At 67.3% G+C, this 26,684-nt stretch carries 26 protein-coding genes; 15 read left to right on the top strand and 11 right to left on the bottom strand.

What is annotated here, in order from left to right; all coding sequences use genetic code 11:
- From E1261_RS21640 to E1261_RS21620, 5 genes are all read right to left on the bottom strand, one after another.
- A partial coding sequence (locus E1261_RS21640) for an alpha-amylase family glycosyl hydrolase (RefSeq protein WP_132409218.1) occupies positions 1-1,197 on the bottom strand: 1,197 nt, incomplete at its 3' end.
- Positions 1,198-1,206: 9 nt separating this feature from the next.
- Positions 1,207-2,079, bottom strand: coding sequence for a carbohydrate ABC transporter permease (locus E1261_RS21635; RefSeq protein WP_132409216.1), 873 nt, complete (start codon positions 2,077-2,079; stop codon positions 1,207-1,209).
- Entirely contained in the window at positions 2,076-3,020 is a 945-nt protein-coding gene (locus E1261_RS21630; protein ID WP_132409214.1) for a carbohydrate ABC transporter permease, read from the bottom strand. The genes E1261_RS21635 and E1261_RS21630 overlap by 4 nt, the downstream gene beginning before the upstream one ends.
- Positions 3,020-4,387 carry an ABC transporter substrate-binding protein gene (locus tag E1261_RS21625; protein WP_132409212.1) on the bottom strand — a complete coding sequence of 456 codons (1,368 nt, stop codon included), beginning with the start codon at positions 4,385-4,387 and terminating at the stop codon, positions 3,020-3,022. Before E1261_RS21625 ends, E1261_RS21630 begins: the two co-directional genes overlap by 1 nt.
- Positions 4,388-4,543: 156 nt before the next feature.
- Complete coding sequence (locus E1261_RS21620) at positions 4,544-5,536, bottom strand: LacI family DNA-binding transcriptional regulator (protein WP_132409210.1); 993 nt, start codon at positions 5,534-5,536, stop codon at positions 4,544-4,546.
- A gap of 66 nt (positions 5,537-5,602) precedes the next feature.
- Here E1261_RS21620 and E1261_RS21615 point away from each other — a divergent pair, with 66 nt between their 5' ends.
- The 5 genes from E1261_RS21615 to E1261_RS21595 all read left to right on the top strand — a co-directional run bounded on the left by E1261_RS21615 (position 5,603) and on the right by E1261_RS21595 (position 9,535).
- Positions 5,603-6,850: a DUF4032 domain-containing protein gene (locus E1261_RS21615; RefSeq protein WP_238176348.1), complete on the top strand. Its 1,248-nt coding sequence runs from the start codon at positions 5,603-5,605 to the stop codon at positions 6,848-6,850.
- A 109-nt stretch (positions 6,851-6,959) separates the two neighbouring features.
- Positions 6,960-7,598: a nucleotidyltransferase domain-containing protein gene (locus E1261_RS21610; protein ID WP_132409206.1), complete on the top strand. Its 639-nt coding sequence runs from the start codon at positions 6,960-6,962 to the stop codon at positions 7,596-7,598.
- Positions 7,595-8,014 carry a hypothetical protein gene (locus E1261_RS21605; protein ID WP_132409204.1) on the top strand — a complete coding sequence of 140 codons (420 nt, stop codon included), beginning with the start codon at positions 7,595-7,597 and terminating at the stop codon, positions 8,012-8,014. The genes E1261_RS21610 and E1261_RS21605 overlap by 4 nt, the downstream gene beginning before the upstream one ends.
- A 64-nt stretch (positions 8,015-8,078) precedes the next feature.
- The gene (locus E1261_RS21600) at positions 8,079-8,567 is read left to right on the top strand and encodes a SigE family RNA polymerase sigma factor (protein ID WP_132409202.1); all 489 of its coding nucleotides are present in this window, start codon (positions 8,079-8,081) and stop codon (positions 8,565-8,567) included.
- Entirely contained in the window at positions 8,567-9,535 is a 969-nt protein-coding gene (locus E1261_RS21595; RefSeq protein WP_132409200.1) for a hypothetical protein, read from the top strand. Before E1261_RS21600 ends, E1261_RS21595 begins: the two co-directional genes overlap by 1 nt.
- Before the next feature lie 38 nt (positions 9,536-9,573).
- On the opposite strand, the gene E1261_RS21590 is transcribed toward E1261_RS21595, so the two are convergent.
- Together E1261_RS21590 and E1261_RS21585 are read right to left on the bottom strand one after the other, a co-directional pair.
- Positions 9,574-10,341 carry an SDR family NAD(P)-dependent oxidoreductase gene (locus tag E1261_RS21590; RefSeq protein WP_132409198.1) on the bottom strand — a complete coding sequence of 256 codons (768 nt, stop codon included), beginning with the start codon at positions 10,339-10,341 and terminating at the stop codon, positions 9,574-9,576.
- Positions 10,341-11,489 (bottom strand): acyl-CoA dehydrogenase family protein, encoded by a 1,149-nt coding sequence (locus E1261_RS21585; RefSeq protein ID WP_132409196.1) that lies wholly within the window; start codon positions 11,487-11,489, stop codon positions 10,341-10,343. The genes E1261_RS21590 and E1261_RS21585 overlap by 1 nt, the downstream gene beginning before the upstream one ends.
- Before the next feature lie 85 nt (positions 11,490-11,574).
- Between E1261_RS21585 and E1261_RS21580 the strand changes: the two genes are divergently transcribed.
- The 4 genes from E1261_RS21580 to E1261_RS21565 all read left to right on the top strand — a co-directional run bounded on the left by E1261_RS21580 (position 11,575) and on the right by E1261_RS21565 (position 15,792).
- Complete coding sequence (locus tag E1261_RS21580; protein ID WP_132409194.1) at positions 11,575-12,159, top strand: TetR/AcrR family transcriptional regulator; 585 nt, start codon at positions 11,575-11,577, stop codon at positions 12,157-12,159.
- A 17-nt stretch (positions 12,160-12,176) separates the two neighbouring features.
- Positions 12,177-13,811: a DUF7800 domain-containing protein gene (locus tag E1261_RS21575; protein ID WP_132409192.1), complete on the top strand. Its 1,635-nt coding sequence runs from the start codon at positions 12,177-12,179 to the stop codon at positions 13,809-13,811.
- Between the two features lie 77 nt (positions 13,812-13,888).
- Positions 13,889-14,773 carry a S1 family peptidase gene (locus tag E1261_RS21570; RefSeq protein ID WP_132409190.1) on the top strand — a complete coding sequence of 295 codons (885 nt, stop codon included), beginning with the start codon at positions 13,889-13,891 and terminating at the stop codon, positions 14,771-14,773.
- 143 nt (positions 14,774-14,916) lie between these two features.
- Positions 14,917-15,792 carry a S1 family peptidase gene (locus E1261_RS21565; protein WP_202874907.1) on the top strand — a complete coding sequence of 292 codons (876 nt, stop codon included), beginning with the start codon at positions 14,917-14,919 and terminating at the stop codon, positions 15,790-15,792.
- Positions 15,793-16,073: 281 nt separating this feature from the next.
- Here E1261_RS21565 and E1261_RS45365 read toward each other — a convergent pair whose 3' ends face one another.
- The 3 genes from E1261_RS45365 to cysS form a co-directional block, all read right to left on the bottom strand.
- Positions 16,074-16,250, bottom strand: a complete 177-nt coding sequence (locus E1261_RS45365) for a hypothetical protein (protein ID WP_165952590.1) — start codon at positions 16,248-16,250, stop codon at positions 16,074-16,076.
- 401 nt (positions 16,251-16,651) lie between these two features.
- Complete coding sequence (gene rlmB / locus E1261_RS21560) at positions 16,652-17,614, bottom strand: 23S rRNA (guanosine(2251)-2'-O)-methyltransferase RlmB (protein WP_132409186.1); 963 nt, start codon at positions 17,612-17,614, stop codon at positions 16,652-16,654.
- A 1-nt stretch (position 17,615) separates the two neighbouring features.
- A complete protein-coding gene (cysS, locus tag E1261_RS21555) occupies positions 17,616-19,049 on the bottom strand; it encodes a cysteine--tRNA ligase (RefSeq protein WP_132409184.1) in 1,434 nt (477 codons plus the stop codon).
- A gap of 67 nt (positions 19,050-19,116) precedes the next feature.
- Here cysS and E1261_RS21550 point away from each other — a divergent pair, with 67 nt between their 5' ends.
- The 4 genes from E1261_RS21550 (at position 19,117) to E1261_RS21535 (ending at position 23,172) form a co-directional block, all read left to right on the top strand.
- Positions 19,117-20,283, top strand: coding sequence for a neutral zinc metallopeptidase (locus E1261_RS21550; RefSeq protein WP_132409182.1), 1,167 nt, complete (start codon positions 19,117-19,119; stop codon positions 20,281-20,283).
- A 103-nt stretch (positions 20,284-20,386) separates the two neighbouring features.
- Positions 20,387-21,202 carry a lysozyme gene (locus tag E1261_RS21545; RefSeq protein ID WP_132409180.1) on the top strand — a complete coding sequence of 272 codons (816 nt, stop codon included), beginning with the start codon at positions 20,387-20,389 and terminating at the stop codon, positions 21,200-21,202.
- A 30-nt stretch (positions 21,203-21,232) separates the two neighbouring features.
- Positions 21,233-21,805: a GNAT family N-acetyltransferase gene (locus tag E1261_RS21540; RefSeq protein WP_132409178.1), complete on the top strand. Its 573-nt coding sequence runs from the start codon at positions 21,233-21,235 to the stop codon at positions 21,803-21,805.
- Positions 21,806-21,882: 77 nt separating this feature from the next.
- Positions 21,883-23,172 (top strand): peptidase C39 family protein, encoded by a 1,290-nt coding sequence (locus E1261_RS21535; RefSeq protein ID WP_132409176.1) that lies wholly within the window; start codon positions 21,883-21,885, stop codon positions 23,170-23,172.
- Positions 23,173-23,232: 60 nt separating this feature from the next.
- On the opposite strand, the gene E1261_RS21530 is transcribed toward E1261_RS21535, so the two are convergent.
- Positions 23,233-24,912 carry a DUF2207 family protein gene (locus E1261_RS21530; RefSeq protein ID WP_132409174.1) on the bottom strand — a complete coding sequence of 560 codons (1,680 nt, stop codon included), beginning with the start codon at positions 24,910-24,912 and terminating at the stop codon, positions 23,233-23,235.
- A 152-nt stretch (positions 24,913-25,064) separates the two neighbouring features.
- On the opposite strand from E1261_RS21530, the gene E1261_RS21525 reads away from it, so the two are divergent.
- Together E1261_RS21525 and E1261_RS21520 are read left to right on the top strand one after the other, a co-directional pair.
- Positions 25,065-26,288 carry a neutral zinc metallopeptidase gene (locus E1261_RS21525; RefSeq protein WP_238176347.1) on the top strand — a complete coding sequence of 408 codons (1,224 nt, stop codon included), beginning with the start codon at positions 25,065-25,067 and terminating at the stop codon, positions 26,286-26,288.
- A 183-nt stretch (positions 26,289-26,471) separates the two neighbouring features.
- On the top strand, positions 26,472-26,684 hold a 213-nt coding region (locus E1261_RS21520), incomplete at its 3' end, for a hypothetical protein (RefSeq protein WP_202874906.1).

Raw genomic sequence — 26,684 nt, 5'->3', positions numbered from 1 at the left:
CCACGGGAGGGGGACGCGGCAGCCGTCGCGGCCTCGGTCGGTGCCGTGGGAGCGGGCGAAGATGGGGTCTTGGAGCAGCTCGTTGGGGAGGTCTTCCACCTCGGGAAGGCCTAGTTCTTCGCCTTGGTAGACGTAGACGGCGCCGGGGAGGGCCATCGCCAGCAGGGCTGCGGCTCGGGCTCGGCGTTCGCCTAGGGCAAGGTCGGTGTGCATCCCGTGTTTGCGGTCCTGGTGGGAGAACGACGTGTCGGGGCGGCCGTATTTGGTGACCGGGCGGGTGACGTCGTGGTTGGACAGGACCCAGGTGGGTGGGGCGCCGATCGGGATGTGGGTCTGGAGGGTCAGGTCGATCGAGGCGCGAAGCTCGGCGGCTTCCCAGGGGCGGGAGAGGAAGTCGAAGTTGAAGGCGGTGTGCATCTCGTCGGGGCGCAGGTAGAGCGCGAAGCGTTCCTGGTCCGGCATCCACATCTCGCCGACCAGGAACCGGCCGTCGTACGAATCGGTGATGTGCCGCCATTCGCGGTACACGTCGTGCACCTCGTCGTGGTCGGTGTAGGACTCCTCGACACTGTCCAGATCCTTGAACAGTACGGCGGCGCTGTCGATCCGGATGCCGTCGACGCCGCGGTCCAGCCAGAAGCGAAGGATGTCGTGGAACTCCTCGACCACCTCGGGGTTGCGCCAGTTGAAGTCGGGCTGCTCGGGGGCGAACAGATGCAGGTACCACTCCCCGTCCGGTACCTGCGTCCACGCCGGCCCCGCGAAGATCGACTGCCAGTCGTTCGGCGGTTGGTCTCCCCGGCCGGCGCGAAAGATGAACCGCGAGCGCTCCGGCGAACCAGGCCCGGCCTGCAGGGCCTGGACGAACCAGTCCTGCTGGTCGGAGCCGTGGTTCGGGACGATGTCGATGATGGTGCGGATGTTCAGTGCGTGCGCCTCGGCGATGTACGCCTCGGCCTCGGCCAGCGTGCCGAACGCCGGGTCGATCGCGCGGTAGTCGGCGACGTCGTACCCGCCGTCGGCCATCGGGGACGGGTACCAGGGGTTGAGCCAGATCGCGTCGACGCCGAGCTCGGCCAGGTACGGCAACCTGGTACGCAGACCGGCGAGGTCGCCGATCCCGTCACCGTTGCCGTCGGCAAAGCTGCGCAGGTAGACCTGGTAGATCGCCGCGCCACGCCACCATTCGTCGGCCATCGAAGCTCCTTAACCTTTGAGGGAACCGGCGGTGAGGCCGGCCATGATGCTGCGCTGGAACACGAAGAAAACAAGGATCGTGGGCAGACTGGCGATCACCAGCGACGCGATCAGCACGTTCTGCGGCATCTGCGCGGACAGCGACGCGATGCCGACACTGATCGACATCTTGTCGGTCTCCGGCAGCACCAGCAGCGGCCAGACGAAGTCCTTCCACACTGTCACCACGGACAGGATCGAGACCACGCCGAGGATCGGCCGCGACACCGGCAGCACGATCGACCAGAGGATCCGCATCGGTGACGCGCCGTCGATCTCGGCCGCCTCCAGCAGTTCCTTCGGGATCGAGTCGAAGAACCGTTTCAGCAGGAACACGAAGAACCCGTTCGCTGCCGCCGGCAACCAGATCGCCCACGGGGTGTTGAGCAGATCGAGGTGCAGGATCGGCAGATCCTTGGCCACCAGGTACGTCGGCAGCAGCAGCACCATCGGCGGGATCATCAACGTGGCCAGCATCAGCCCGAGGACGACCTTCCCGAACATCGGCCGGAGCTTCGACAACGCGTACGCCGCGGAGACGTCGACTGCCAGGGTGAACAGCCACGCGCCGCCGGCGTACAGGACGGTGTTCTTCAGGAAGACGCCTAGCTGCAGCTGGTTCCAGGCCTCGGCATAGACGCCGAAATCGAAGCTCTGCGGGAAGAAGCTCGGTGGGATCTGCGCGAGCTCGTCGGGTGACTTCAGGGCGCCGGTGATCATCCAGTACAGCGGGAAGACGAAGGCACCGGTGAAGCCGACCACGGTGATCGTGAGGATCGTCCAGTAGATGATCCGCCCGCGCTGGGACTGCAGGGCCAGCGGGGACACCAGGGTTCTCGTCATCGCTCCGCCTCCCGGGAGACTCGGAGATAGATCGCGGAGAACGTCATCAGGACGACCATCAGCATCAGGCCGAGGGCGCTACCGCCACCGAAGTCACCGAAGTTGAAGGCGTACTGGTACATCAGATAGGCGACCGTGACGGTCGCGTTCTCGGGACCGCCTCCTGTGAGCAGGTACGGCTCGATGAAGACCTGCATGGTGGCAACCACCTGCAGGAGCAGCATCACCAGCAGGATCAGCTTGGTCTGCGGGATCGTCACGTGCCAGATCCGCCGGAACATCCCGGCACCATCGAGTTCGGCGGACTCGTAGAGATCACCGGGGATGCTCTGCAGGGCGGCCAGGTAGATGAGGGTGCCGGTCCCGAGGTTCATCCAGGTCGACACGAGCACGAGGCTGACGAGCGCCGTACTGGTCGAGTCCAGCCAGCTCAATGCTGGTAGGCCGAAGGCGCCCAGCACCTGGTTGAACAGGCCGGCGCCCGGATCGTAGAACCACTTGAACAGCAGTACGGCGACCGCCGGCGGCAGCATCACCGGCAGGTAGACGACGAACCGCAGATACGCCTTCGCATGCTTCAACTCGTTCAGTACGACGGCCAGCACGAACGGCACCGCATACCCGACCACCAGCGCCAGCCCGCTGAAGACCGCCGTGTTCAGCCAGGCCTGCCGGAACGCCGGATCCTCGATCACGTTCCGGAAGTTGTCGAACCCGACCCACTTGCCGGGGTCGACGAAGTTGTTCTCCTGGAAGCTGAGAACCACCTCCCGGACCATCGGATACCAGGAGAACAAGGCGAAACAGATCAGCGCGGCACAGAGAAACCCGTACGCCGTGAGGTTCCGCCCCACCGCGCGTTTCAGCGCACCGTGATCGTCCGGGCGCGGGCCCGCCGCCCTCGGTTGAGGACGGCGGACTCGCTCTTGGGTGACAGTCATTACGTGTTCTTCGCCAGGATCTTGTTGGCCTTGGACTCGGCGTCGCTGAGCAGCTTGTCGATATCGGCGTCCTGACGGGTCAGTACGGCGGACATCGCGACGTCGAGAACGGCGTACAGCTCCTGCGCCTTCGGCGGCTCGAGCTTGTTGGTGATCGTGGACTGCGCGGTCACGTACGGCGTGAAGTGGTCGACCGGGACCGTGGCGAACTGCTTGCGCAGGGCAACGATCTCCTTCCCGGGGGCCGAGTCGCCGTACAGGTCCGGGATCGGCAGGCCGACCGGGCGGCCCTGCTCCTTGGCCCGGGCGTAGTTGAACTGACCCTGACCCGGCGTGAGCTGCTGGAACTCCAGCCAGAGCAGACCGGCCTTGATCTTCTCCGGTGACGCCTTCGGGTTGAACATGTAGCCGTCACCACCACTCAGCGACGACTTGCCCTCGGACTCCGGTACGGCGGTCACCCCGTAGTCCTCGAACTTGCCCTGGAAGTCGTTGTTCACCGACTGCACCACGTCGGGCGCGCCGATCATCATGCCGAGCTTCCCGGAACCCATCATGCGCATCAGGTCCTCCCACTGCAGCAACTGCTTGCTGCCCATGGAGTTGTCGTTCCAGCGCATCGTCTTCAGGTTCTCCAGCACCGCCTTGCCCTCGGGGCTGTTGAACGCGGCCGTCTTGCCGTCGTCGCCGACCATCGAGCCGCCGCGGGCGTACAGCGACGCGGCAAAGTGCCAGCCGCCGGTGTTGCCTGCGGAGTACTCACCGAAGCCGACGTACCCGGCGCCGAGACCGGCGATCTTCTTGGCCGCCGCCTGCACCTCGGCCCACGTCTTCGGCGGGCTGTCCGGGTCGAGCCCGGCCTGGGTGAACAGCTTGCGGTTGTAGACCAGGCCCATGTTGTAGTTGTTGCGGGGCAGGCCGTACGTCTTGTCGCCGTCCTTGAAGACGCCCTGGACATCCGGGCGCAGGTCCTTGGCGGCCTTGACGTCACCGATGTACTGACTGATGTCGGCGGCCTGCCGGGCCTTGATGATCTTCTGGACGTCGGTGTAGTAGACGTAGAACACGTCCTCCTGAGTCCCGCCGGCCAGCTTCGCCTGGAAGGTGTCCGGGTTGATACAGGGGAACGCGTCCTTGCTCTCGATGGTGATCTCCGGGTGCAGCTTCTGGAACGCGGCAACGTCGGCGTCCCAGCCCTCCCGCTCCTTCGGATTGCTCTTCGGCGGCTGACAGCCGACCGTGATCGTGACCGGTCCGCCGGAGGAGCCCTGAGCTCCCGGCTTGTCGTCCCCCGAACCGCAGGACACGGCCCCCAGCCCGAGTCCCGCTACCAGCAGCAGGCTGAGCCCGCGGCGCCTTGTCGTCATGTTGAACCCTCTCCCTCGACTCTGCGCCACACCGTAGGGTTGTCGACACATGAACGCAATACTTCAAGAGAAGATTGCAAAAACGTGACTTGTGATCGGCTCTGAATGCACGAATGCCCCGTTCACCTGGGTGAACGGGGCATTACCGGCAGTGAGTTAAGTGCGAGCCCGGGCCGTGGAAGCCCGTACGACGAGCTCCGGCTCGAAGAGGAGTTCGTCGGCCGCGACGGCGGCTCGCTCGATCAGCGCCATCAGCATCTCGACGGCCGCACGACCCATCGCGTCGATCGGCTGGCGGACGGTGGTGAGGGGCGGGTCGGTGCAGTTCATCATCGCGGAATCGTCGTACCCGATCACCGACACATCACTCGGTACGTCGAGACCGGCCCGCCGTACGGCGCGGATGACGCCGAGCGCGAGGATGTCGCTGGCGCAGACGATGCCGGTGACGCCGGCGGCGACCAGCCGGCTGCCGGCGGCATGACCACCCTCGAGCGAGAACATGGTGTGCTCGACCAGCTTCGCGTCCCCCTCCTCGGAGGCGAGGAACGCAGCCAGCTTGCGCCGCGACGGGATGTGGTCCCGCGGGCCGAGAACCATGCCGATGCGCTGATGTCCCAGCGTACGCAGGTGTCCGATCGCCATCTCCGCGGCGACCGTGTCATCGGTCGACACCTGCGGGAAGCCGAGGTGATCGACGGCCGCATTCACCAGAACGGTGGGCAGTTTCCGCTCCTGGATCAGCTCGTAGTGAGCATGCGGCGCGTCCGCCTGCGAGTAGAACCCACCGGCGAAAACCACCCCGGAGACCTGCTGCTGCAGGAGCAGATCGACGTAGTCCGCCTCGGACACACCACCGACCGTCCGGGTGCAGAGCAAGGACGTGAAACCTTGCTGCGCCAACGCTCCCCCGACGACCTCGGCGAACGCCGGGAAGATCGGGTTCTGCAACTCCGGCAAGACCAGACCGACCAGCCGGGCCCGGTCGCCGCGCAGCTGGGTCGGACGCTCATAACCCAGTACGTCGAGCGCCGTGAGCACCGCTTCCCGGGTCGCCTCGGACACTCCGGGCTTGCCGTTCAGCACCCGGCTCACGGTGGCCTCGCTGACGCCGACCTTCTTGGCCACCTCTGCAAGTCGTCGTGTCATGACGCAAACAATACGCCCATCTACGCAATTTCTTGCAAGGACTTGCGTACTCGCTGAAGGGTCAATATTCCTGAGAGACTGTTGGCCGTGCCTCGCTTCGTCGCTACTCGCCCGGACACCGGTCTGTTGTCGCTTCCGTGGGATATCCCGCTGGAGGACTGGCCCGAGGAAGAGCTGGTTGCGCTGCCCCGCGGTATCTCGCGGCATGTGGTCCGGTTCGTCCGGGTCAACGGCACGGTCTACGCGATCAAGGAGGTGCTCGAACACCTCGCGCTGCACGAGTACCGGCTGCTCCGCGACCTCGAGCGCCTCGAGTCTCCCTCCGTCGAGCCGGTCGGTGTCATCACTGACCGCATCGATCGCAACGGTGAGCCGATCGACTCGATCCTGATCACTCGGCACCTGCAGTTCTCCCTCCCGTACCGCGCTCTGTTCTCCAGCACGCTGCGCCCTGACACCGTGAACCGGCTGATCGACGCCCTGGTCGCACTGATCGTCCGGCTGCACCTGCTCGGCTTCTTCTGGGGCGACTGCTCGCTGTCCAACACTCTGTTTCGGCGGGACGCAGGCGCGTTCGCGGCGTACCTGGTGGACGCCGAGACCGGCGAGCTGCACCAGGAGATCTCCAGCGGCCAGCGTGCCCATGACCTCTACACCGCCGAGATCAACCTGTTCGGCGAGCTGTGCGACCTCGAGGCCGGCGGTCTGCTGGACGAGTCGCTCGACCCGGCGGAGATCGTGCAGTCGATCCAGGACCGGTACGAAGCGCTCTGGAGCGAGCTGACCGCGCCCGAGGAGTTCGCCACCGACGAGATGCACCGGCTCGACTCCCGGATCCGGCGGCTCAATGAGCTCGGCTTCGACGTGGCGGAGATCGACATCATCACCGACTGGGACGGCAGCCAGGTCCGGATCCAGCCGAAGGTCGTGGACGCCGGTCACCACTCCCGCCGCCTGATCCGCCTCACCGGCCTGGACGTCGAGGAGAACCAGGCCCGCCGCCTGCTCAACGACCTCGACTCCTACGCCGCCGCCACCGACCAGCAGAACGAGGACGAGGAGATCGTCGCCCACGAGTGGCTGACCGACGTCTTCGAGCCGGTCGTCCGCTCGGTCCCCCGCGACCTCAAGCGCAAACTGGAGCCGGCCGAGGTCTTCCACGAGGTCCTCGAACACCGCTGGTTCCTCTCCGAGCAGGCCGGCCACGAGGTCGACACAATGGAGGCTGCCCGCTCGTACGTCGAGAACGTCCTGAGCGCCAAACCCGACGAGAAGCTGGCCCTCCCGACGTCGCCTCTTCCCGAGCCGGACTGAGCCTGAATCTGCGGGAACGACACGGAATACCGCTACGCGACTATCCCTACTATAGTTGGGATAGTCCGACGATAGTAAGGGCATCCGTAGAATAGTGTCAGGAGGCGGGATGGACTTGGCGCACCCGATCAGCACTGTGGTCCCCACTCTGGACGGGCCCGTGCTGGCGACGCTTGCCCGGACGAGCCAGCCCCTGACCGGCCGGCGCGTTCATCAACTCACGGAGACCGGCAGCGAAGCCGGCGTCCGGAAGGTCCTGACACGGCTGGTCGACACCGGGCTCGTCACCGCGACGCGCGTAGGCCCGAGCCTTCAGTACGCGCTGAACAGGCAGCACCTGGCTGCGGATGCCGTGCTGGAACTCTCCGCCCTCCGGGGCCGGATGGTCTTGCGGATGAAGTCTGCGATCGAGCAGCGAGACGACGACCAGATCGTGCACGCCAGCATCTTCGGCTCAGCAGCGCGCGGAGACGGCGATCTCGACAGTGACATCGATCTGCTCTTGGTGTGCAGCTCCGACGATGCCCTGCAGTCTCTGAGCGACTGGATAGCCCAGCTCGGCGAGAGCGTCCACGCCTGGACAGGAAACTTCCTCCAGACCTATGCGATCACCACTGACGAGCTGACGAGGCATCTCGTCGCCGCCGACCCGCTCGTGAACGAATGGCTTCGCGACTGCATCACCGTCCATGGGCCTGAATTTCGCCGTCTCCGTAGCGAGATCAGCCGGGACGTGATGGGCCAGTGACCCCGAGCAAAGGCCGGACTCAGGACTGTAACCGTGCGCAGGCACGTGTCCGGCTCAACCAAGCCGCCGCCTTCCGCGAAGTCGCAGAACTCGTCGATGGTGAGGACAACGATCTCGCCACGCTGCAGGTCTCCGCATCGCTCGCCGTCCTGGCCGGCATCGCGGCTTCCGACGCTGCTTGCTGCGCCGCCCTCGGCTGTCGATCACGCGGCCAGGACCACCGCCAAGCTATCGCCCTCGTGGCCCAGGCGGGTCCGGAAGGGGTGGTGATGTCGCGGGCCTTGAGCACGTTGCTCGACCTCAAGGACAACGCGCACTACGGCATGGAGTTCGTGACCTCGGCACAGGTGAAGAAGGCTCTACGCCAGTCCGCGATTCTCGTGGACAGCGCCACGAGACTCCTGACCCAGGAGTAGAACCACCGAGAAGGCGTGCAACATCCGGCGTCTGTACGGCGTGTTGTGGGGTGGGAGGTGCCGGATGGAGAGGCCTGAGTTCGACGACTGGGTCGCACAGCGGGGTGCGGCGTTGCTGCGCTTCGCGTACCTGGTCACGCGGGACCACACTCGCGCGGAAGAAGCCGTGCAGGATGCGCTGATCTCGGCGTACCCACGCTGGAAACGGATCAGCCGGGACGGCGATCCGGAAGCCTATGTACGGCGTTCGATCGTGAACGCGGATATTTCGCGCTGGCGACGGTTCTTCCGCCGGGAGACCGTGACGGAGTCGCCGGTTGTTGGGGATGAGCCTGATCACGCCGTTGCTCATGCCGATGCCGACGCGATCTGGGCGCTCTGCGCGACGCTCCCGACGAAGCAGCGAGCGGCCGTGGTGCTCCGGTACTACGAGGACCTGCCCGACGGCGACATCGCAGTCATCCTCGACTGCTCCCCCGCCACCGTCCGCTCCCAGATCCACCGCGCGCTCGCCACCCTGCGCGCCACTGTGACCGAGGAGGTCAACCGCTGATGGACAGTTCCGAGCAAAGGATCGCGGACAGCCTCGCCCGGCACGCCGCCGACGCTCCCTCCGACCACGCGCTCCTGTCGACAGTCCACGGTCGCCTGCGCCGCCGACGTACGGGCAGGGTCGCGGGCGCCGCCGTACTGGCTGCTGCAGTCATTGCTACTGCCTTCACCGCAAACCAGACGCTGCGCACAGAGCCCGAGGTAGCGCAGACCAAGCCGGGCTGGCGATGGGAGTCCTACAAGACCGCCCAAGTGCAGGTCCCGGACACGTGGAAGCAGTACATCGCCGGCCCAGCGCCGTGCACGTTCTTGCAAGGTGGGGTGCCGGTGATCGGGCGGTTCTACGACTTCCTGCCTCGCGATCGGTACACCTGTTCGTACCAGGTGATCCCGTTGAAGTCGCGCGTCCCCTACGTCTGGTTCGACGACGTGCAGGCGCCGGGGATCAAGCAGTACGACGGCGGCTGGTCGGAGGAGACACGCCTTGTCGGAGGCACGAAGGTGAGCGTGCTGGCGCCGAACGAGGCGCTGCGGAGGGAGATCATCGACACGGCCCGCCCGATCACGGGCGTCGACACCTACGGGTGCACGCCTGACAATCCTCGCCCGGCAACCGACGTACTGAACGAGGAGGCCGACGGCGCCGAGGTCTGCGAATACTTCAAGGGCAAGCTGGTCGCCAGTTCGCACCTGCCCCCGAGGGTCGCAGCCCAACTGGCCAAGGCGATGACGAAGGATCGCGACACGCACTTCCCGGCACCGGCCGAGGGATGTGGCAACAGCGATCCGCGCACCTACGTCGTGCAGTTCCACTCAGGAAAGAAGAGCTGGACGATGCGCCTGGACTACCACCCCTGCGTCATGCTGCGCCCCGCCAGCCTGGCCGTCCTCCGGACCGGCCCCCACAACGCCTACGACCCAAGCCAACTGCACGACCCAGTCGGCCCGGTCACCCCACCGCGCCGCTAACACCGCCACCTGCAGCTGAGGACTGTGGGTGCGGGGTGTTAGCGCGGGGGCATGCGGAGGGCGCCGTCCAGGCGGATGACTTCGCCGTTGAGGAGTTGGTTGTCGAGGATGTGGCGGACCAGGGCGGCGTACTCGGACGGGCGGCCGAGGCGGGAGGGGTGCGGGATCTGCTGCTCGAGGACCTCGCGGGTTTCTTCCGGGAGGCCGGCGAGCATGGGGGTTTCCATGGTGCCGGGGGCGACGGTGACTACGCGGATTCCCTTGTCGGCTAGGTCGCGAGCGGCGGTGAGGGTGAGGCCGACGATGCCGCCCTTGCTGGCTGCGTACGCCGCTTGGCCGATCTGGCCGTCGTACGCGGCGATGGAGGCGGTCATCACTACTACGCCGCGGTCACCGTCTTCGGTGGGGTCGAGGGCGATCATGCGCTCGGCGGCCAGGCGGAGGACGTTGAAGGTGCCGATCAGGTTGACCTCGATCACCTGGCGGAAAGTTGCCAGGGGCAACGGGCCCTTGCGGCCGACGACGCGGCCCGGGGTCGCGATACCGGCACAGGTGACGACCACGCGAAGCGTGCCCAGCAAGGCCGCTGCGTCGAGTGCGGCGGTGACGGCGGCTTCGTCGGTGACGTCGGCCGGGGCGAAGACCACTCGGTCGCCGAGCTCGTCGGCAACCGCCTTGCCCGCGGAGGACGGGAGGTCGACGATGACGACCCCGAGCCCGTCCGCGGCCAACCGCCGTACCGTCGCCTCTCCGAGGCCGGAACCACCACCGGTGACGAGGGCGACATCGGACGGGCTGAACTTCATCACACGCTCCTGAGCAGGTCGCGACTGATCACCAGTCGCTGGATCTGGTTGGTTCCTTCGAAGATCTGGGTCACCTTCGCCTCGCGCATGTAGCGCTCGGCCGGGAACTCCCGCGTGTAACCGTAGCCGCCGAGGACCTGGACGGCGTCGGTCGTAACCTTCATCGCGGCGTCGGTGCAGACCAGCTTGGCGATCGCCGCTTGCTGGGTGAAGGGCCGGCCGAGGTCGCGACGACGGGCGGCTTGCAGGTACGTCGCTCGGCCGGACTCGACCGCGGCCGCCATGTCGGCGAGCAGGAACTGGATGCCCTGGAAGTCGGCGATCGCGTGGCCGAACTGCTGGCGCTCCTTCGCGTACGACGCCGCGACCTCGAGCGCGGCCTGAGCCAGCCCGATGGCGGTCGCGGCGATCCCGAGCCGGCCGGAGTCGAGTGCGGACAGCGCGATGCGCATCCCGTCGCCCTCGGCACCGATCAGGTTCGCGGCCGGGATCCGGACCTGGTCGAAGTTGACCAGAGTCGTCGTCGAACCGGTCAGGCCCATCTTGCGTTCGGGTGCGCCGAAGCTCAGCCCTTCGGTCGGCGCAGGCACGTGGAAGGCGGAGATCCCGCGCTTCGGGTCGGCCGACGTACGGGCGAAGGTCGTGTAGAAGTCGGCGTGCGAACCGTGGGTGATCCAGGACTTGGTCCCGGTGAGCACGTAGGAGTCGCCGTCGCGGACGGCCTTGGTCGTCATCCCGCTGATGTCGGAACCGGCCTGCGGCTCGGACAGCGCGTAGGCGCCGAGCAGCTCGCCACCGACCATGCCGGGCAGCAGGCGGGCCCGCTGCTCCTCGGTCCCGAACGTCGCCAGCCCGTAGCTGGCCATCGTGTGCACGGAGACGCCGACGCCGACCGACATCCAGGCGGCCGCGATCTCCTCGAGCATCTGCAGATAGACCTCGTACGGCTGGTCGGCGCCGCCGTACTGCTCCGGGTACGGCAGGCCGAGCAGACCTGCCTTGCCGAGCGTGCGGAACGCGTCCCGCGGGAACGACTCGGTCTCCTCGGCCTTGGCGGCGTACGGCGCGAGCTCGTGCTCGCACAGGTCGCGGACGAGCGCGAGCAGGTCGGTGGATTCCTCGGTCGGCAACAGGCGATCGACGCTCATCAGGCAGCCCTCCCCGGGTCTGCCGAAATGATACCAGGAACGATACTGACGGCCATACTTCAGTATCGTTCTATGCTGTCTCGTTATGACGACAGTCGTGCCGGGGCGCCGCACGCGCAGGCAGAGCGAACTGCTCGACCGCCTCCTGTCCCTGTTCCTCGAGCAGGGCTTCAGCCGGTTCACCCTGGACGACCTGGCCGCCGAGCTGCGCTGCAGCAAGACGACCCTGTACGCGCTCGCGCCGAGCAAGGAACAGCTCGCCGTCGAGGTGGTCAAGCACTACTTCAAGAACGCCACCGCCCAGGTCGAGTCCGCGGTCGCCCGGCAGACCCGGCACGACCGCCGGATCGCGGCGTACCTGAACGCCGTCGCCGACGCGCTGCGCCCGGCCAGCCGGACCTTCCTGGACGACGTCGCGACCTTCGCGCCGGCCCGCTCGGTCTACGAGCGGAACACCCGGATCGCCGCCGACCGGGTCCGGACGCTGATCGAGGACGGCATCAACAGCAAGACCTTCCGGCAGGTCGACATCGCGTTCGCCGCCGAGATGATCGCGCACACCATGCAGGCGATCCAGCGCGGTGACATCGCCCGCCGTACCGGCCTGAACGACGCCGAGGCCTACCGCGAGCTGGCGTCGTTCGTCCTGCATTCTCTTCGCTTGGACTGAACCAGTAGGTTCTGCGCATGGAACTCAGGCTCGGTCCGTTGCTGCGGTACGTCGATGAGACGCGGGCGACTGTCTGGGTGGAGACCTCGGGGCCGGCGTCCGTCGAGATTCTGGGGCACACGGCTGAGACGTGGTCGGTGCATGGGCATCACTACGCGCTGGTGCTCGTGGAGGGACTCGCGCCGGACAGCGCTACGCCGTACGAGGTGCGGCTGGATGGCGCTGTGGCCTGGCCGCTGGCGGATTCGCCGTACAGGCCCAGCGTGATTCGGACACCGCGGGCGGACGGGACGTTCCGGATGACGTTCGGGTCGTGCCGGCGGTCGGCGCCGTTCTCAGCTGAAGGGTTCAAACGGTTCGGGCCGGACGCACTGGTCGCGCTGGCGGGCCTGGAGGAGTTACCCGACGCACTGCTGCTACTCGGGGACCAGGTGTACGCCGACGAGCCGTCCGAGGCCGTACTGGAGCGGCTGCGCGACGCGCACGGCGGGCGGCAGGGGTCCGAGGTGGCCGACGAGATCGGGAACTTCGAGGAGTACACCTGGCTGTACGACGACGCCTGGCTGGAGCCGGCCGTCCGCTGGCTGTTCTCGACGGTGCCGCTGTGCATGCTGCTCGACGACCACGACCTGCGCGACGACTGGAACACCTCCCTGACCTGGCGGCACTGGGTCACCGCGCAACCGTGGTGGCGGGACCGCGTGGTCGGGGCCTACGCGTCGTACTGGGTGTATCAACACCTGGGGAACCTGTCGCCGGAGCAGCTCGACCAGGATGCGACGTACCGGGCAATGCTGACGCTCACTGACGACGAGGAGCGGACGGCGTACCTGGACAGCTTCGCGTGGGCTGCAGACGACGACCCGGCCTCGACCCGCTGGAGCTTCTACCGCGACTTCGGTACGGCGGCGCGCGGGGTGCGGCTGGTGGCGATCGACTCACGGTGTTCGCGGCACCTGGAGCCGGGCGAGCGGGCCATGGTCGACGTGCACGAGTGGGCCTGGGTGGAGAAGGTTGTGCTGGACGCGGGCCGGCCGATTCACCATCTGCTGCTGGCATCGACGCTGCCGTTCCTGCTGGCGCCAGGGCTGCATCACTTGGAGGGCTGGGATGAGGCGATCTCGTCTGGCGCGTGGGGACCGCGGGGCGCGCGACTGGGCGAGCGAATCCGGCAGGGGATGGATCTGGAGCACTGGGCGTCGTTCCGGAAGTCGTTCGACGATGTGACCGCACTGTTGAGTGCTGTGGTGAGTGGCGAGGATCCGCCGGCGTCGATCCTGATGCTGTCGGGTGACGTGCACTGCAGCTACATCGCTGAGGCTTCGCTGCGGACGGTTGAGCACCCGGGTACGGCGATCCGGCAGCTGACGATGTCGCCGTTCCGGAACCCGGTGCCGAAGCATGTGCGGTGGGCGAACCATCTGCTCGACAAGCGGTGGATGACGTGGTTGCTGCATCGGCTGGCCCGGTCGGCCGGCGTACGGGATGTTGCGGCGGACTGGGGGCTCGTGCACGGGCCGTGGTTCGGGAACGGCGCGATGACGGTGACGCTGTCCGGTGAGAGCTGGGCGGTCGAGGTGGAGCACGCTTCACTGCGTGGTGACGAACAGCTACTGGGCCGCACGCTGAGTTACCCTCGATCCAGTGTTTGATCGGGGTAGTGGATTAGCCCGCGTCCGCATGCTGCCACTCGGGTTCTGTTAGCCCCTCGCCATGGGAGGTTGATCGCATGAGATCTTTGACCATCCGCCGGAGTGCAGTGGCTCTCGCCGCAACTGCACTCGTCACTACCGCCGTCCTGCCGGCCGCTCAGGCAGAGCCGGTCAAGCCGCCCCGGCTGTCCGCCGCCGCCATCTCCTCCGAACTCGCCCGCGACGTGACCACGCCGGGTACCGCCTGGCAGACCGAACCCGACGGCACTGTTCTGGTGTCCTACGACTCGACAGTGACCGGCGACAAGCTGGCCGCGCTCACTGCGAAGACGCGCCGTCTCGGGGACGGCGTGAAACTCGAGAAGCTGCCCGGGAAGCTGAAGAAGTACTCCACTGGTGGTGAGGGGATCTACGGCGGCGAGTACAGGTGCTCGCTCGGTTTCAACGTGTACCGCAAGGGACGGTACTCGTTCCTGACCGCGGGACACTGCGGAAACGAGGCCTCGACCTGGTATGCCGATGCTGACCACACCAGGAAGCTGGGGACGCGGCAGCACTCCAGCTACCCGTACAACGACTACGCGCTGATCAACTACCCGGTGGGTATCAAGAAGCCCGGCGGCAGCGTGTACCTGTACAACGGGAAGTCGCAGGACATCACCCGCGCGACGACGCCAGCGTTCGGGACGTACGTGTACCGGTCCGGCGTGACCACCGGTCTGCGCAGTGGTCGGGTGCGCGGGCTGAACGCGACCGTGAACTACGGCGACGGGCGGATCACCGGGCTGATCCGGACCAGCGTCTGCGCCGAGCCGGGCGACTCGGGCGGCCCGCTGTTCAGCGGGCGGAGCGCCTACGGCCTGACCTCGGGTGGCACCGGCGACTGCAAGACCGCCGGGAGCGTGACCTACTTCCAGCCGGTCACCGAGGCCCTCAAGGCCTACGGCGTGGTCGTGTACTGATTTTTCGGCCGGAGCGTGCGGGAAAACCCTCACGCTCCGGATTTACCTGAATACTCAGCGGTCATCGCGGGTAGGAGTGCTCACGGTTGAAGTCAAGGACGCACCCGCCCCGAGCGCGTCCTCATCGTGAGGAGGCTGAAACCGTGAACGTTTCTCGCCGTACCACCGCCATCCTGGCAGCTGCCGGGCTCGCCGCCGCTGGACTGCTCGCCACCGGGCAGGCCTCGGCCGCACCCGCCGTACCGTCTCCGGCCGCCATCACCTCGGCACTGAACACCGAGGCCCGGATCCCCGGCACCGCCTGGCAGACCAACCCCGACGGCCGGATCATCGTGTCGTACGACGACACCGTGACCGCGTCGAAGCTGTCCGCACTGACCCGGGTCACCAGCCGCTTCGGCTCCGCGGTCACGCTCGAGAAGATCCCCGGCAAACTCAGCAAGTACATCGCCGGCGGCGACGCCATCTACGGCGGGCAGTACCGCTGCTCGCTCGGCTTCAATGTCCGGAACAGCGCCGGCGTCTACTTCTTCATCACCGCCGGCCACTGCGGCAACATCGCGTCCAGCTGGTACGCGAACTCGGCCAAGACCACGCTGCTCGGAACCGTCACCGGCTCCAGCTTCCCGGGTAACGACTACGCGATCGTCAGGTACAGCACGTCGTACACGAACCACCCTGGCGTCGTGAACCTCTACAACGGCAGCACCCAGGACATCACCTCCGCGGGTAACGCCAGCGTCGGCCAGGCCGTCCGCCGCTCGGGAAGCACCACCGGCCTCCGCTCCGGTTCCGTCACCGGCACCAACGCCACCGTCAACTACGCCGAAGGCACCGTCACCGGCCTCATCCGCACCAACGTCTGCGCCGAAGGCGGCGACTCCGGCGGCGCCCTCTTCGCCGGCACCGTAGCCCTCGGCCTCACCTCCGGCGGCTCCGGCAACTGCTCCTCCGGCGGCACCACCTACTTCAACCCCGTCCCCGAGGTCCTCTCCCGCTACGGCGTCAACGTCTACTGAGAACCAACAGAACCTAAGTAGAAGCAGGCAGGCCGACGGTCAGGTGAGCGCTCACCTGACCGTCGGCTTACGTGTGGGTTCTTGTACGGCGGTCATGATGACGCTGCACTCGAATGCGGCCTGTCTGCAGACCCACCGCGGTGGTTCGAGGCAGAGCAGGCTGGTTGGGGCGTCGTACGCGGTTGTCCGACGCGGCTGGGGAGTCCTACCACCCGAAAACGACGGGTAGAACTCCCCAGCCCGCGCAGTAGCCAGCCGAACGGCGGCACCGCGTACCCCGCTCACCTGCACGCGGGCAGCAGAGCGCCGTACGGGCATGACGGCAGCGGGGGGCTCAGACAGGAAATGGTGGGCGTGAACAAGTACCAGGTGTTGTCCCGGGTCTCCTGTAACGAGTCCGCCGGGTCGAGCCGGTACTCCTCAGTCGCCAGCTCCGCGATGAACCCCAGCAAGCTCACCGCGCGCGTTCCTCGTCGCGTTCGGTGATCAGCAGGTCGCACAGGCTGAGGACGTTCGGCGCCAGCGCCTCCACGAGTTCTGGCATACCCAACTCCGCCGGCGGTGTCAGGGTGTTATCGGCAAGCGGCTCTCCAGGAACCTCATCCACCACCACCCAAGTACAGCATCGAAGGTCTAGCTATGCCCACTATTTCGGGCATATGCCAACTTTTGAGGGCATAGATGCGGCGACCGCCGGGGGCTTGAACAAGAAATGTTGGGTGTGAACAAGGTATTACCTGTCTCAACCCACCCGGGGGTGTTCACGGCCACGACAGTTGTCCGCCGCGGACGTACGGCACAGAAAAAACCGAGCCTCGCGAACGGAATTACCCGTCGGAGGCTCGGTGGGGGCCGTGGGTCAGCCGGCTCGGCGGCGGGAGATTTCGTAGAGGGCTACGCCGGTGGCTATGCCTGCGTTGAGGGACTCGGTGGCGGACGTCATGGGGATGGAGACGATCAGGTCGCAGTTCTCGCGGACCAGGCGGGCGAGGCCTTTGCCTTCGGAACCTACTACCAGGACGATCGGCTCGGTGGCGGCTTGGAGGGCGGGGAGTTCTACTTCGCCGCCCATGTCGAGGCCGATGACGAGGAGGCCGGCTTCCTTGTAGGACTTGAGGGCTCGGTTGAGGTTGGTGACGCGGGCTACCGGGATGCGGGCGGCGGCGCCGGCGGAGGTTTTCCAGGCGGAGGCGGAGACCTGGGCGGCGCGGCGTTCGGGGATGAGGACGCCGTGGGCTCCGAAGGCTGCGGCGGAGCGGGTGATGGCGCCGAGGTTGCGGGGGTCGGTGACGCCGTCGAGGGCGACGATCAGCGGGACCTCGTGCGCGTTGTAGGCGCGGTCCAGCAGGTCGTCGGGGTGTGCGTACTCGTACGGCGGGATCTGGATCGCGAGGCCCTGGTGCGAACCGCCGGCGGTGACGCGGTCGAGCTCGGGGCGCGGGACCTCGAGGATCGAGATGCCGTGCTGGGTGGCGATCAGCAGGGCTTCGCGCAGGCGGGCGTCGCGCTCGGTGCCTTCGGCAACGTGCAGGGCAGCGGCCGGTACGCCGGCGCGCAGGGCCTCGACGACCGGGTTGCGGCCGTAGACCCACTCGACGGTCTCGGTGTTGTTGTCCTTGCGGGCCGGACGGCGGCGCGACTCGCGCTCCTCGGCACGCTCCTTCGCCTTGGCCCGCTTGTGCGCCGGGTGCTTGGTGCGGTCGACCGCCTTCGGCGTCGGGCCCCGGCCCTCGAGGCCCTGGCGGACGCGTCCGCCGGACCCGGCCGTCGGGTTTCCGCGCTTCTTCCGGATGGCGCCCTTGCGCTGGCTACTGCCTGGCACGTCAGTTTCCTTCGATCGTGTTCGGTGCCGCGAGCGTCCAGCGCGACCCCTGGGGTGTGTCCTCGACGACGACGCCGAGCGCCTTCAGCCGGTCGCGGATCGCGTCCGACGCGGCGTAGTCCTTGCGTGCACGGGCGGCCTGGCGCTGCTCCAGCAGGGCCTTCACCAACCCGTCGACGACCTCGGTGAGCCCGTCTCCGGCCGCGGCACGGGACGCCCACGGCTCGGCCAGCGGGTCCAGTCCGAGCACGCCGAGCATGCCCCGAACCGCCGCCAGTGCTTCCCGCAACGCGGCCGAGTCGCCGTCGGCGACCAGCTTGTTCCCGTCGCGGACGGTGTTGTGCAGTACGGCGACCGCGGCCGGCGTACCCAGGTCGTCATCCATCGCGGTCACGAACTCGGCCGGCAACTCGGCCGACGGCTCGACCCCACCGGTCACCTCGGTCGCCCGGGTGACGAACCCGTCGACGCGCTGGAAGCTCTTCGCGGCCTCGTCCAGCGCCTCGAAGGAGAACTCGACGACCGACCGGTAGTGCGACTGCACGAGGTAGTAGCGCAGCTCGATCGGGCGCACCCGCTCGACCACGTTCCGTACGACGGCGCTGTTGCCCATCGACTTCGACATCTTCTCGCCGGCCGTGGTGACCAGCGCGTTGTGCATCCACGTCCGGGCGAACTTCTGCCCGACCGCGGTCGACTGGGCCAGCTCGTTCTCGTGGTGCGGGAAGCGCAGGTCCAGCCCTCCGCCGTGGATGTCGAACTCCTCGCCGAGGTACTTACCGGCCATCGCCGAGCACTCCAGATGCCAGCCCGGGCGGCCGCGGCCCCACGGGGTCGGCCAGGAGGCCGTCCGCGGCGTGCCCTCGGTGTAGCCCTTCCAGAGCGCGAAGTCGCGCGGATCCCGCTTGCCGCGCGGATCCGCGTCCTCGGCGGCCTCCATGTCGGCGATCTTCTGGTGCGACAAGGCCCCGTACGCCGGCCACGACCGCACGTCGAAGTAGACGTCACCCGATCCGTCCGGAGCGACGTACGCGTGCCCGGCCTCGATCAGCTGGTCGATCATCTCCAGCATCTCCGGGATGTGCCCGGTGGCGCGCGGCTCGTACGTCGGCGGGCGGCAACCGAGCACGTCGTACGCCCAGTGCAGCTCCCGCTCGAACTCGTAGGCGTGCGCCCACCACTCCACGTCGCGCTCGGCCGACTTGGCCAGGATCTTGTCGTCGATGTCGGTCACGTTGGCGATCACGGTGACCTGGTACCCCGAGCGCTCGAACCAGCGCCGCAGGACGTCGAAGACGACCTCCTTGTAGATGTGCCCGACGTGCGGGGCACCCTGCACCGTCAGCCCACAGTGGTAGATCCCGACCTTGCCCGGATGGACCGGTACGAAATCCCTCACTGTTGCCGTCGCGGTGTCGTACAAGCGAAGTGTCACCGGTCAAGAGTACGGGAAATGGCACTTCTCCTTGACAAGATGTCCGCAGCACCCCTCAGGAGGACCCTTGTCGAACCAGCACTACGGCCCGCCGCCCCAGCAGTACGGCGGTCCGCCCGGCCCGCCGCAGCAGCAGTACTGGGGACCTCCACAGGGCCCGCCCATGGGCCCGCCGCCCGGCCAACCGCCGTACGGCGGACCGCCACCGGGACCGGGTTTCGGGTTCGGCGGGAACGGCTACCCGCCGCCGAAGAAGAAGCGGAGCAAGGCGCCGTTCATCGTCGTCCCGCTCGTGCTGCTGTTCGCCGGTGTGGTTTCGCTCTACCTGTTCGCCCTGCACGCGAAGCAGGAGCGCCGCAACAACTACTCGAGCGGGCGGCCGACGTACGGCTACACGACACCGACCCCGGCGCCGGAGTGGAACCCGTCGTCCGGCCGCCCGACGGCGACCCGGCCGACGCAGCTGCGACCGACCCAGCCGCGGCCGACGAAGACGACCCCACCGCCCCCGTCGGACCTCGACCTGACCGCGCGGAACAAGATCTACAAGACCGGTGTGCAGAAGTCGGTGAACTGCCGCGCCCCCAACCTCGCCCCGACCAGCGAGGCAAACGCCCGCAAGAGCTACGCCGCCGTCATCGCCTGCCTGAACAAAGCCTGGCCGGCCCAGGTCCGCGCGTCCGGCGTGCAGTGGCAAGGCGTCAAGATGACGTCCTACTGGTACTCCGGCTACAGCCCCTGCGGCAACATGACGCTGCGGTCCTTCTACTGCGGCTCGAACCGGACGATCTACATGGACGCCAAGTCCCATGTCGACGCCTGGAAGAAGTACCCCAACTACCCGGCCGGGAAGAACTGGGTGCGCGCCGCAATGATGGACACCACAGCGCACGAGTACGGCCACCATCTGCAGAAGGTCACCGGGATCCTGTCGGCCAGCCACCGGCTGAAGTACCAGAAGAGCGGCGACAAGGCACTCGAGCAGAATCGGCGGATGGAGATCCAGGCGACCTGCTTCGGGCACGTCTTCCTGGGCGCGAACCGCCGGACGCTGGTCAGCAGCGGGGTCCGCAAGCAGCTCGTCTATATCAACAACAACTCCGGTGACGAGTACGACGTCGTCCGCGACCACGGCAGCCGGGAGATCCAGCCGTACTGGGCCGACCGCGGCTACAACAGCCGTAATCCCGCCTTCTGCAACACGTTCGTCGCCAGTTCGCAGTACGTCCGGTAAATACTCACGGTGATCTCAGTCCAAGAAGGTTGATTCTTACGCTTCCCGGGTAAACCTCTGCCGAGCGCTCTGTCCCGCCCCCATCGCTCTGTGGAGGTTCACCGTGAAGTCAGTTCTCACGGGTGCCGCCGTCACTCTTGGCCTGCTCCTGGCCTCGATCGGCTCCGCCCAAGCCAGCAACACCGCCCAGCCCACCCCGGAAGCGAAGCAGCACGGTATCGACCGTGCCGGCGACGCCTACGCGGGCTGGTTGCAGAACACGACCACCAGCACCGCCGCCCCGGCCGAGATGGCACCCGCCGCCACGGTCGAGGGCATCGACGTGTCCAGTCACCAGGGCAACGTCAACTGGTCGGCCCAGTGGACGGCCGGCAAGCGGTTCGCCTATGTGAAGGCGACCGAAGGCAACTACTACATCAACCCGTACTTCGCCCAGCAGTACAACGGTTCCTACAACGTCGGCATGATCCGCGGCGCCTACCACTTCGCCACCCCCAACGACTCCAGCGGCGCCAACCAGGCCAACTACTTCCTGTCCCACGGCGGCGGCTGGTCCCGCGACGGCAAGACGCTCCCCGGCGCCCTCGACATCGAGTACAACCCGTACGGCGCCACCTGCTACGGACTGAGCCAGTCCGCCATGGTGAGCTGGATCCGGGACTTCGTGAACACCTACAAGGCCCGCACCGGTCGCGACCCGGTCATCTACACCAACCTGGACTGGTGGACCCGGTGCACCGGCAACAGCACCGCGTTCAACTCGACCAACCCGCTCTGGGTGGCCCGCTACGCCTCGGCGCCCGGCACACTGCCCGGCGGCTGGCCGTTCCACACCATCTGGCAGTACAGCTCGACGCCGATCGACCAGAACCGGTTCAACGGCGACATGTCCCGCCTGACCGCACTCGCCAACGGATAAACGGGTTGCACGGTCACATAGCCTCGATGGGTGACCTACTCGTTGCCGATCGAGACCGACCGTCTCACTCTGCGCCGCTATGTTGAATCCGACTACGACGACCTGCTGAAGCTGCAGTCCAACCCGGACGTCGCCCGCTTCCTGCTGTACGACGCGAAGACGCCCGAGCAGGTCAAGGAATCCCTCGCCAGCCGGCTGGCCGATGTCCCGATGGACGGCCCGGACCAAGCGCTCACGGTCGCCGTGATCCTGCGGGAGACCGGCCAGCACGTCGGCGAGGTGACGTTGTTCGTGCACAACTTCGAACACCAGGGTGGCGAGATCGGCTTCGTCTTCCACCCCGAGTCACACGGCCACGGGTACGCCGCGGAGGCGTCGCTCGCGCTGCTGCGGCTCGGGTTCGAGGAGCTCGGGATGCACCGGATCATCGGCCGCCTGGACGCGACCAACACGAGCTCGGCGAAACTCCTGCAGCGGCTGGGATTCCGCCAGGAAGCGCACTTCGTGCGGAACGAGTTCCTCAAGGGCCAATGGACCGACGAGGCCGTCTTCGCGATGCTCCGCGACGAGTGGCTGCAGCGCCCCACCAAGACGGGTTCGTAAGTAATTAACCCTCTCGCCCGCTGGTCGCGGCACGCGTTCACCGCGACAGCGGTGCGCACCAGGTCTACCGTCGAAAGATGACCGCCCCCACCCGTACCCTCGCCGCCCTGATCGCCGGTGTGGTCGTGCTGAGCTCGGCCGTGCTGCCGAGCGAGGCCGTGAAGGTAGCCGCACCGCGACCGATCACCTTCCACACGTGGACGTCGGACGCCGACTTCCTCGCCGGTGCGCACTCCGGCACCACAGTCACCAACGGTTCGCTGAAATTCGGCCAAGCGACCGGCACTACGCCGTACGTCGATCCGTTCGGCGACGGGACCGCCAAGAGCTACGACCAGGCCAGCTGGGTGTCCCCACCGGTCAGCACCGGTTTCGGGGTGACCGAGCTGATCGCCTCCTGGAACGCGACCACCCCGCCCGGTACCTGGGTCGAAGTGTCGATGGCGGCCAAGACCAACCTCGGTGCGACCACCAAGTGGTACGTGCTCGGCCGCTGGGCCGGTGGCGACGACACCGCGGCCGGTGACATCCACCGCACCTCGGTACCGAGCCAGGGCGACACCAACGGCCACGTGGCCGTCGACACGTTCGTAGCCGCCAAAGACCGCTGGATGGACCGCTGGCAACTCAAGGTGACGCTCTACCGCCTCACCGGTACGACGCAGGTCCCGGAAGTCCGGTCTGTCGGCGCAGTGTCCTCCCGGCTGCCATCCGAGTCGAAAGTTGCCGTGAGCCCCCTTGGCGGCGCGCAGGGCGTCGTACTGGATGTTCCGACGTACTCACAGGAGACGCACATCGGCCACTACCCCCAGTGGGACGGCGGCGGGGAGGCGTGGTGCTCTGCGACCTCCACGGCCATGGTGCTCGACTACTACGGTGCTGGGCCGACAGCTGACGAGACCGACTGGGTGGGCGACGAGCCTGACCCACAGGTCGATCACGCGGCCCGCCACGTCTTCGACTACGCGTACGACGGCGCCGGGAACTGGCCGTTCAACACCGCGTACGCCGGGAGTCGGGGCGTCGACGGGTTCGTGACCCGGCTGCGGTCGCTGACCGAGGCGGAGCAGTTCATCAAGGCCGGCATCCCACTGGTCGCCTCACTGTCGTTCAAGAAGGGCGATCTGCCCGGCGCGGGCTACGGGACCAACGGCCACCTGATGGTGATCGTCGGCTTCGCCCCGAACGGCGACGTGGTCGTCAACGACCCGGCGTCCCACCTGATCGCCAGCAACGACCAGGTGCGGACGACCTACGACCGGGCCGCCTTCGAGAACGCCTGGGTCCCGCACTCGGGTGGACTCGTCTACGTCATCCACCCCGCCGGCACACCCCTCCCACCTCGCGGCCCCCAAGCGAACTGGTGAAACGACAACGTCCGAAGAACACGCGGGTGGTGTACCGCGATTCTTCGGACGTTGTGAGGTTCAGCGGGCGAAAAGCGCACCCGTCAGGTTGGTGGTGAGGTTGCGCAGGGAGTCCGGCAGGTTCTGCAGGTGCCAGCCACGCGGACCGCGGTACCAGGCGAAGCCCTCATCCTCATCGGCGTCGTCGTCCGTCGCGACCAGCGCGTCGATCCAGCGGTCCGAGCCACCGAGCACCACGGCGTACGGCAGAGCGCGGGAGCAGAGCACGGCGTGCTGGTCGTTCGGCAGCTCACTGACGTCCATCTCTGCCAGCTCGCCCCGGATCGCAGCGATCTGGCCGAGGACCCGTCCGGCCGCCGGGGACTTGGCGGGCATGTGCTGACCGATGAACAGCAGTCCGACACCGATGGCGGTGACCGCCAGGCCGACCAGGCCCCAGCTGCTCAGCAGAGCAAGCACAACAGTCAGTACGACGCCCGCAACCGTGGTCCCGATCCCGATGGTCGCCCACAGCGAGCGGGTCCGGTCCGGGCGCTCGTTGAACCACCCGTGCTTGACGACCCCGTCGTACAGAGCGTCCTGCACCTGGGCGAGGTTGGCGCGCACCTGGCGGCCGAGCTCGGAGACCAGCACCGAGTCGGAGTCACCGAAGACCGCGCGGATCAGCACGTTCTCGTAGCGCTGCAGCTCCTCGGCCGGGGCGTTCGCCACGCGGCGCAGCTCCCAGTCCGGACGGGCGTACTCGCTGTGGTGCTCGAGCTCGATGATCGTGATGTGCCCGCGGACGGCCAGGTCGATGATGGACGCGGTCACGTCCACCGGGTCGATCCGCTCGTCGATCAGCGTGCCGACCTCACCGGGCCGCAGCCCGGACGGCGGCGTGAAGTTGATCTTCGCGTCCTGCCCGAGGCTGAACAACGACGCCGGTACGACGCGTCGCGGGTCGACGTCGTCGCGGCCGCGCAGGCGGTAGAGGACCAGCAGTGCCAGCGCACCCAGGACCAGCAGGCCGACCGCGGTCAGCAGCTGGGCGGTGTCGGTGGAGAAGGCCCGGGAGAACGTCTTGCGGTACTCGACGATCGAGTTGGCCGCGATCTCCCCTTCGGGGAAGCCGACCGTCATCTGGACCGTGTTACCCGGCGGCAGACTCGCCTGCTCGAACGTCGGCCCGGACACCTCGGCGAGCTGCGCCATCGTGCACGGGGTGTTGCTGTCGATCGCACCGACGAAACACGCGATGTGGGTGGTCTCGGGGACGCTGTACTCGACGTGCACCGTCTGGATCGTGAGATTGATCCCGCTCAGCGGAGCGAACTGCACCTCGGTGCCGTTCAGCGTCTTCGCCACCGCGCCCTTGACCGTGTAGCTCACGTCCAGCTGGGTGTCACCGCTCAGGTCACCCACGGCGATCGAGGTGACGTCACCCTCGACCTTCTGCTCGGCGTTCTTGTCCGCACCACCGGCCTTGACCTTCAGGTCGCCGATCTGCTGGACATGGTCGATGTCATCGGCCAGGTGCCGCCGGGTGAGCAGGAACCGGCTGAACGTGCCGGTGACATTGCTCAATTTCCAGGTCTCGGCGACCCGGAGCAGACCGTCCTCCTCGACCCGGACCTGGGCCGAGTAGCTGGACACGACCGGATCAGCCGTGGAATGAGTGGTTGTCGCGCCGGCCGGGACGCCGGTCAGGGCGGCAAGACCAAGAGCACACAGAGAAGTCCCGAGCAGACGTAGACGCATCGCCCAATCACACCGTAATCAGAGGGTCAGTTGACCCGGGCACCTTACCGTGACGCGGGCCACCATCCCGGTGAGCCGCACCTTGGGCAGTGTTCCGGGCCGGCGGCAACCACCAAGGTGAGGTGAGCCACGGCTCCGCTACCGTCAGGCGGGTGTCAGGCAACCAGTGGGGCCCTCCGCCGGGCCAGTACCCCCAGCAGCCGCCACAGGGCCAGTACCCGCCGCCGGGGCAGCCGTGGCCGCAACAACAGCCGCAGTACGGCGCTCCACAGTACGGCGCTCCCCAGTACCCGCCGCCGCCCGGGCAACCGCAGTTCGGGTGGGGCCCGGCGCCCGGTGGACCGCCGCCGCGGCGGAAGAAGGGTGGCGGCGCCAAGGTCGCCCTGACCGTCGTCGGGGTGATCGTCGTCGGTGTGGTCGGACTGGTCGGCGTGTCCAGCGCGCTGAAGCAGAACGGCAGCGATGACGGCCCGTACAGCAGCCGGCCGAATCCGACGTACAGCTCGACCTACGGGAGCAGTCCGTCGTACTCGCCGACGATGGAGCGCCCGACCGCCAGGGCGACGAATCCGCCGTCCAGGCCACCGACGACCAAGCCGGTCGTCAGGCCGACGGCACCGCGGACCACACCGACGAAGAAGCCGGTGGTGGTGTCGAACCTCGACGTCGTGGCGCGGAACCGGCTCTACAAGGCCGGCGCGATGCGGTCGGTGAACTGCAAGGAGTCGAAGGCGCGGCCGTCGACCTACGCCGGGGCCACAGCGAACTACAAGAACCTCTGGAACTGCCTGAACCGCGCCTGGCCGTCGATGGTCACCAAGTCCGGCTCGAAGTTCCGTCCGCCGAGTGTGCGCACCTTCACCGGCACCATCACCACCCCCTGCGGCGGCTGGAACGACTCCGGCCCGCCGTTCTACTGCCCCAGCACCGAGACCATCTACATGAACCTGACCGAGGACGTCGGCAACTACAACCAGTACCCGCAGAACAGTCCGCGGGTATGGGCCCGGATGTGGATGCTGCACCAGTTCGCCCACGAGTACGGGCACCACGTCCAGCAACTGACCGGGATCATGTCGGCCTCGTGGCGGATGGAATACCAGGCGCCGTCCACGGCAAAGGAGCTGGAGATCAGCCGGCGGCTCGAGCTGCAGGCGTCCTGCTTCAGCGACATCTTCATCGGCGCGAACCGGAACAGCTACCCGATCAAGGGCCAGTCGGCGAAGGAGTGGCGCTGGCTGATCGGGAACGTCACCGACAAGAAGAACGACCACGGCGACGCCGCGAACCACAAGTACTGGGCACTCCGCGGCTTCAACTCCCGCAGCCCGAGTGCGTGCAACACGTACGTCGTATCGCCGAAGAAGGTGCAGTAGCTCACCAGTAGCTCACGACGGGCCGTCGTGGCTGGCGTCCGGCGGCGGGATCACGCAGAGTATGTCCCGGGGGCGTACGGCGAAGGCCTGGGGGGCGCAGGACCGTGCGCTGCTGCGGTACCCCGAGAAGCGCCGGAAGCACCATGTCGACGGCTACACCCAGCAAGGTCGTGAGGAGTTTCGATGTCGGACAGCGGTAACCCACCACGGGGGGACGAACCGGCGGACGGCGAGAACGCCGCTCCCCCGGAGCGCGGGGACGCAGCGTCGCCCCAGTGGTGGACCGGGAGCGAGGCCAAACGCGAGTTCCAGGACCCGTCCGGGTCCGAGGAGCCGCCCCCGGCGAACAACTGGTTCGGCGACGGCTGGACCGCCCGCCGCCCAGAAGACCCCACC

Origin of the sequence: Kribbella albertanoniae (genome assembly GCF_004348455.1) — a bacterium.
GTDB classification, from domain to species: domain Bacteria; phylum Actinomycetota; class Actinomycetes; order Propionibacteriales; family Kribbellaceae; genus Kribbella; species Kribbella albertanoniae.
This window is presented reverse-complemented; position numbering and strand designations above follow the sequence as displayed.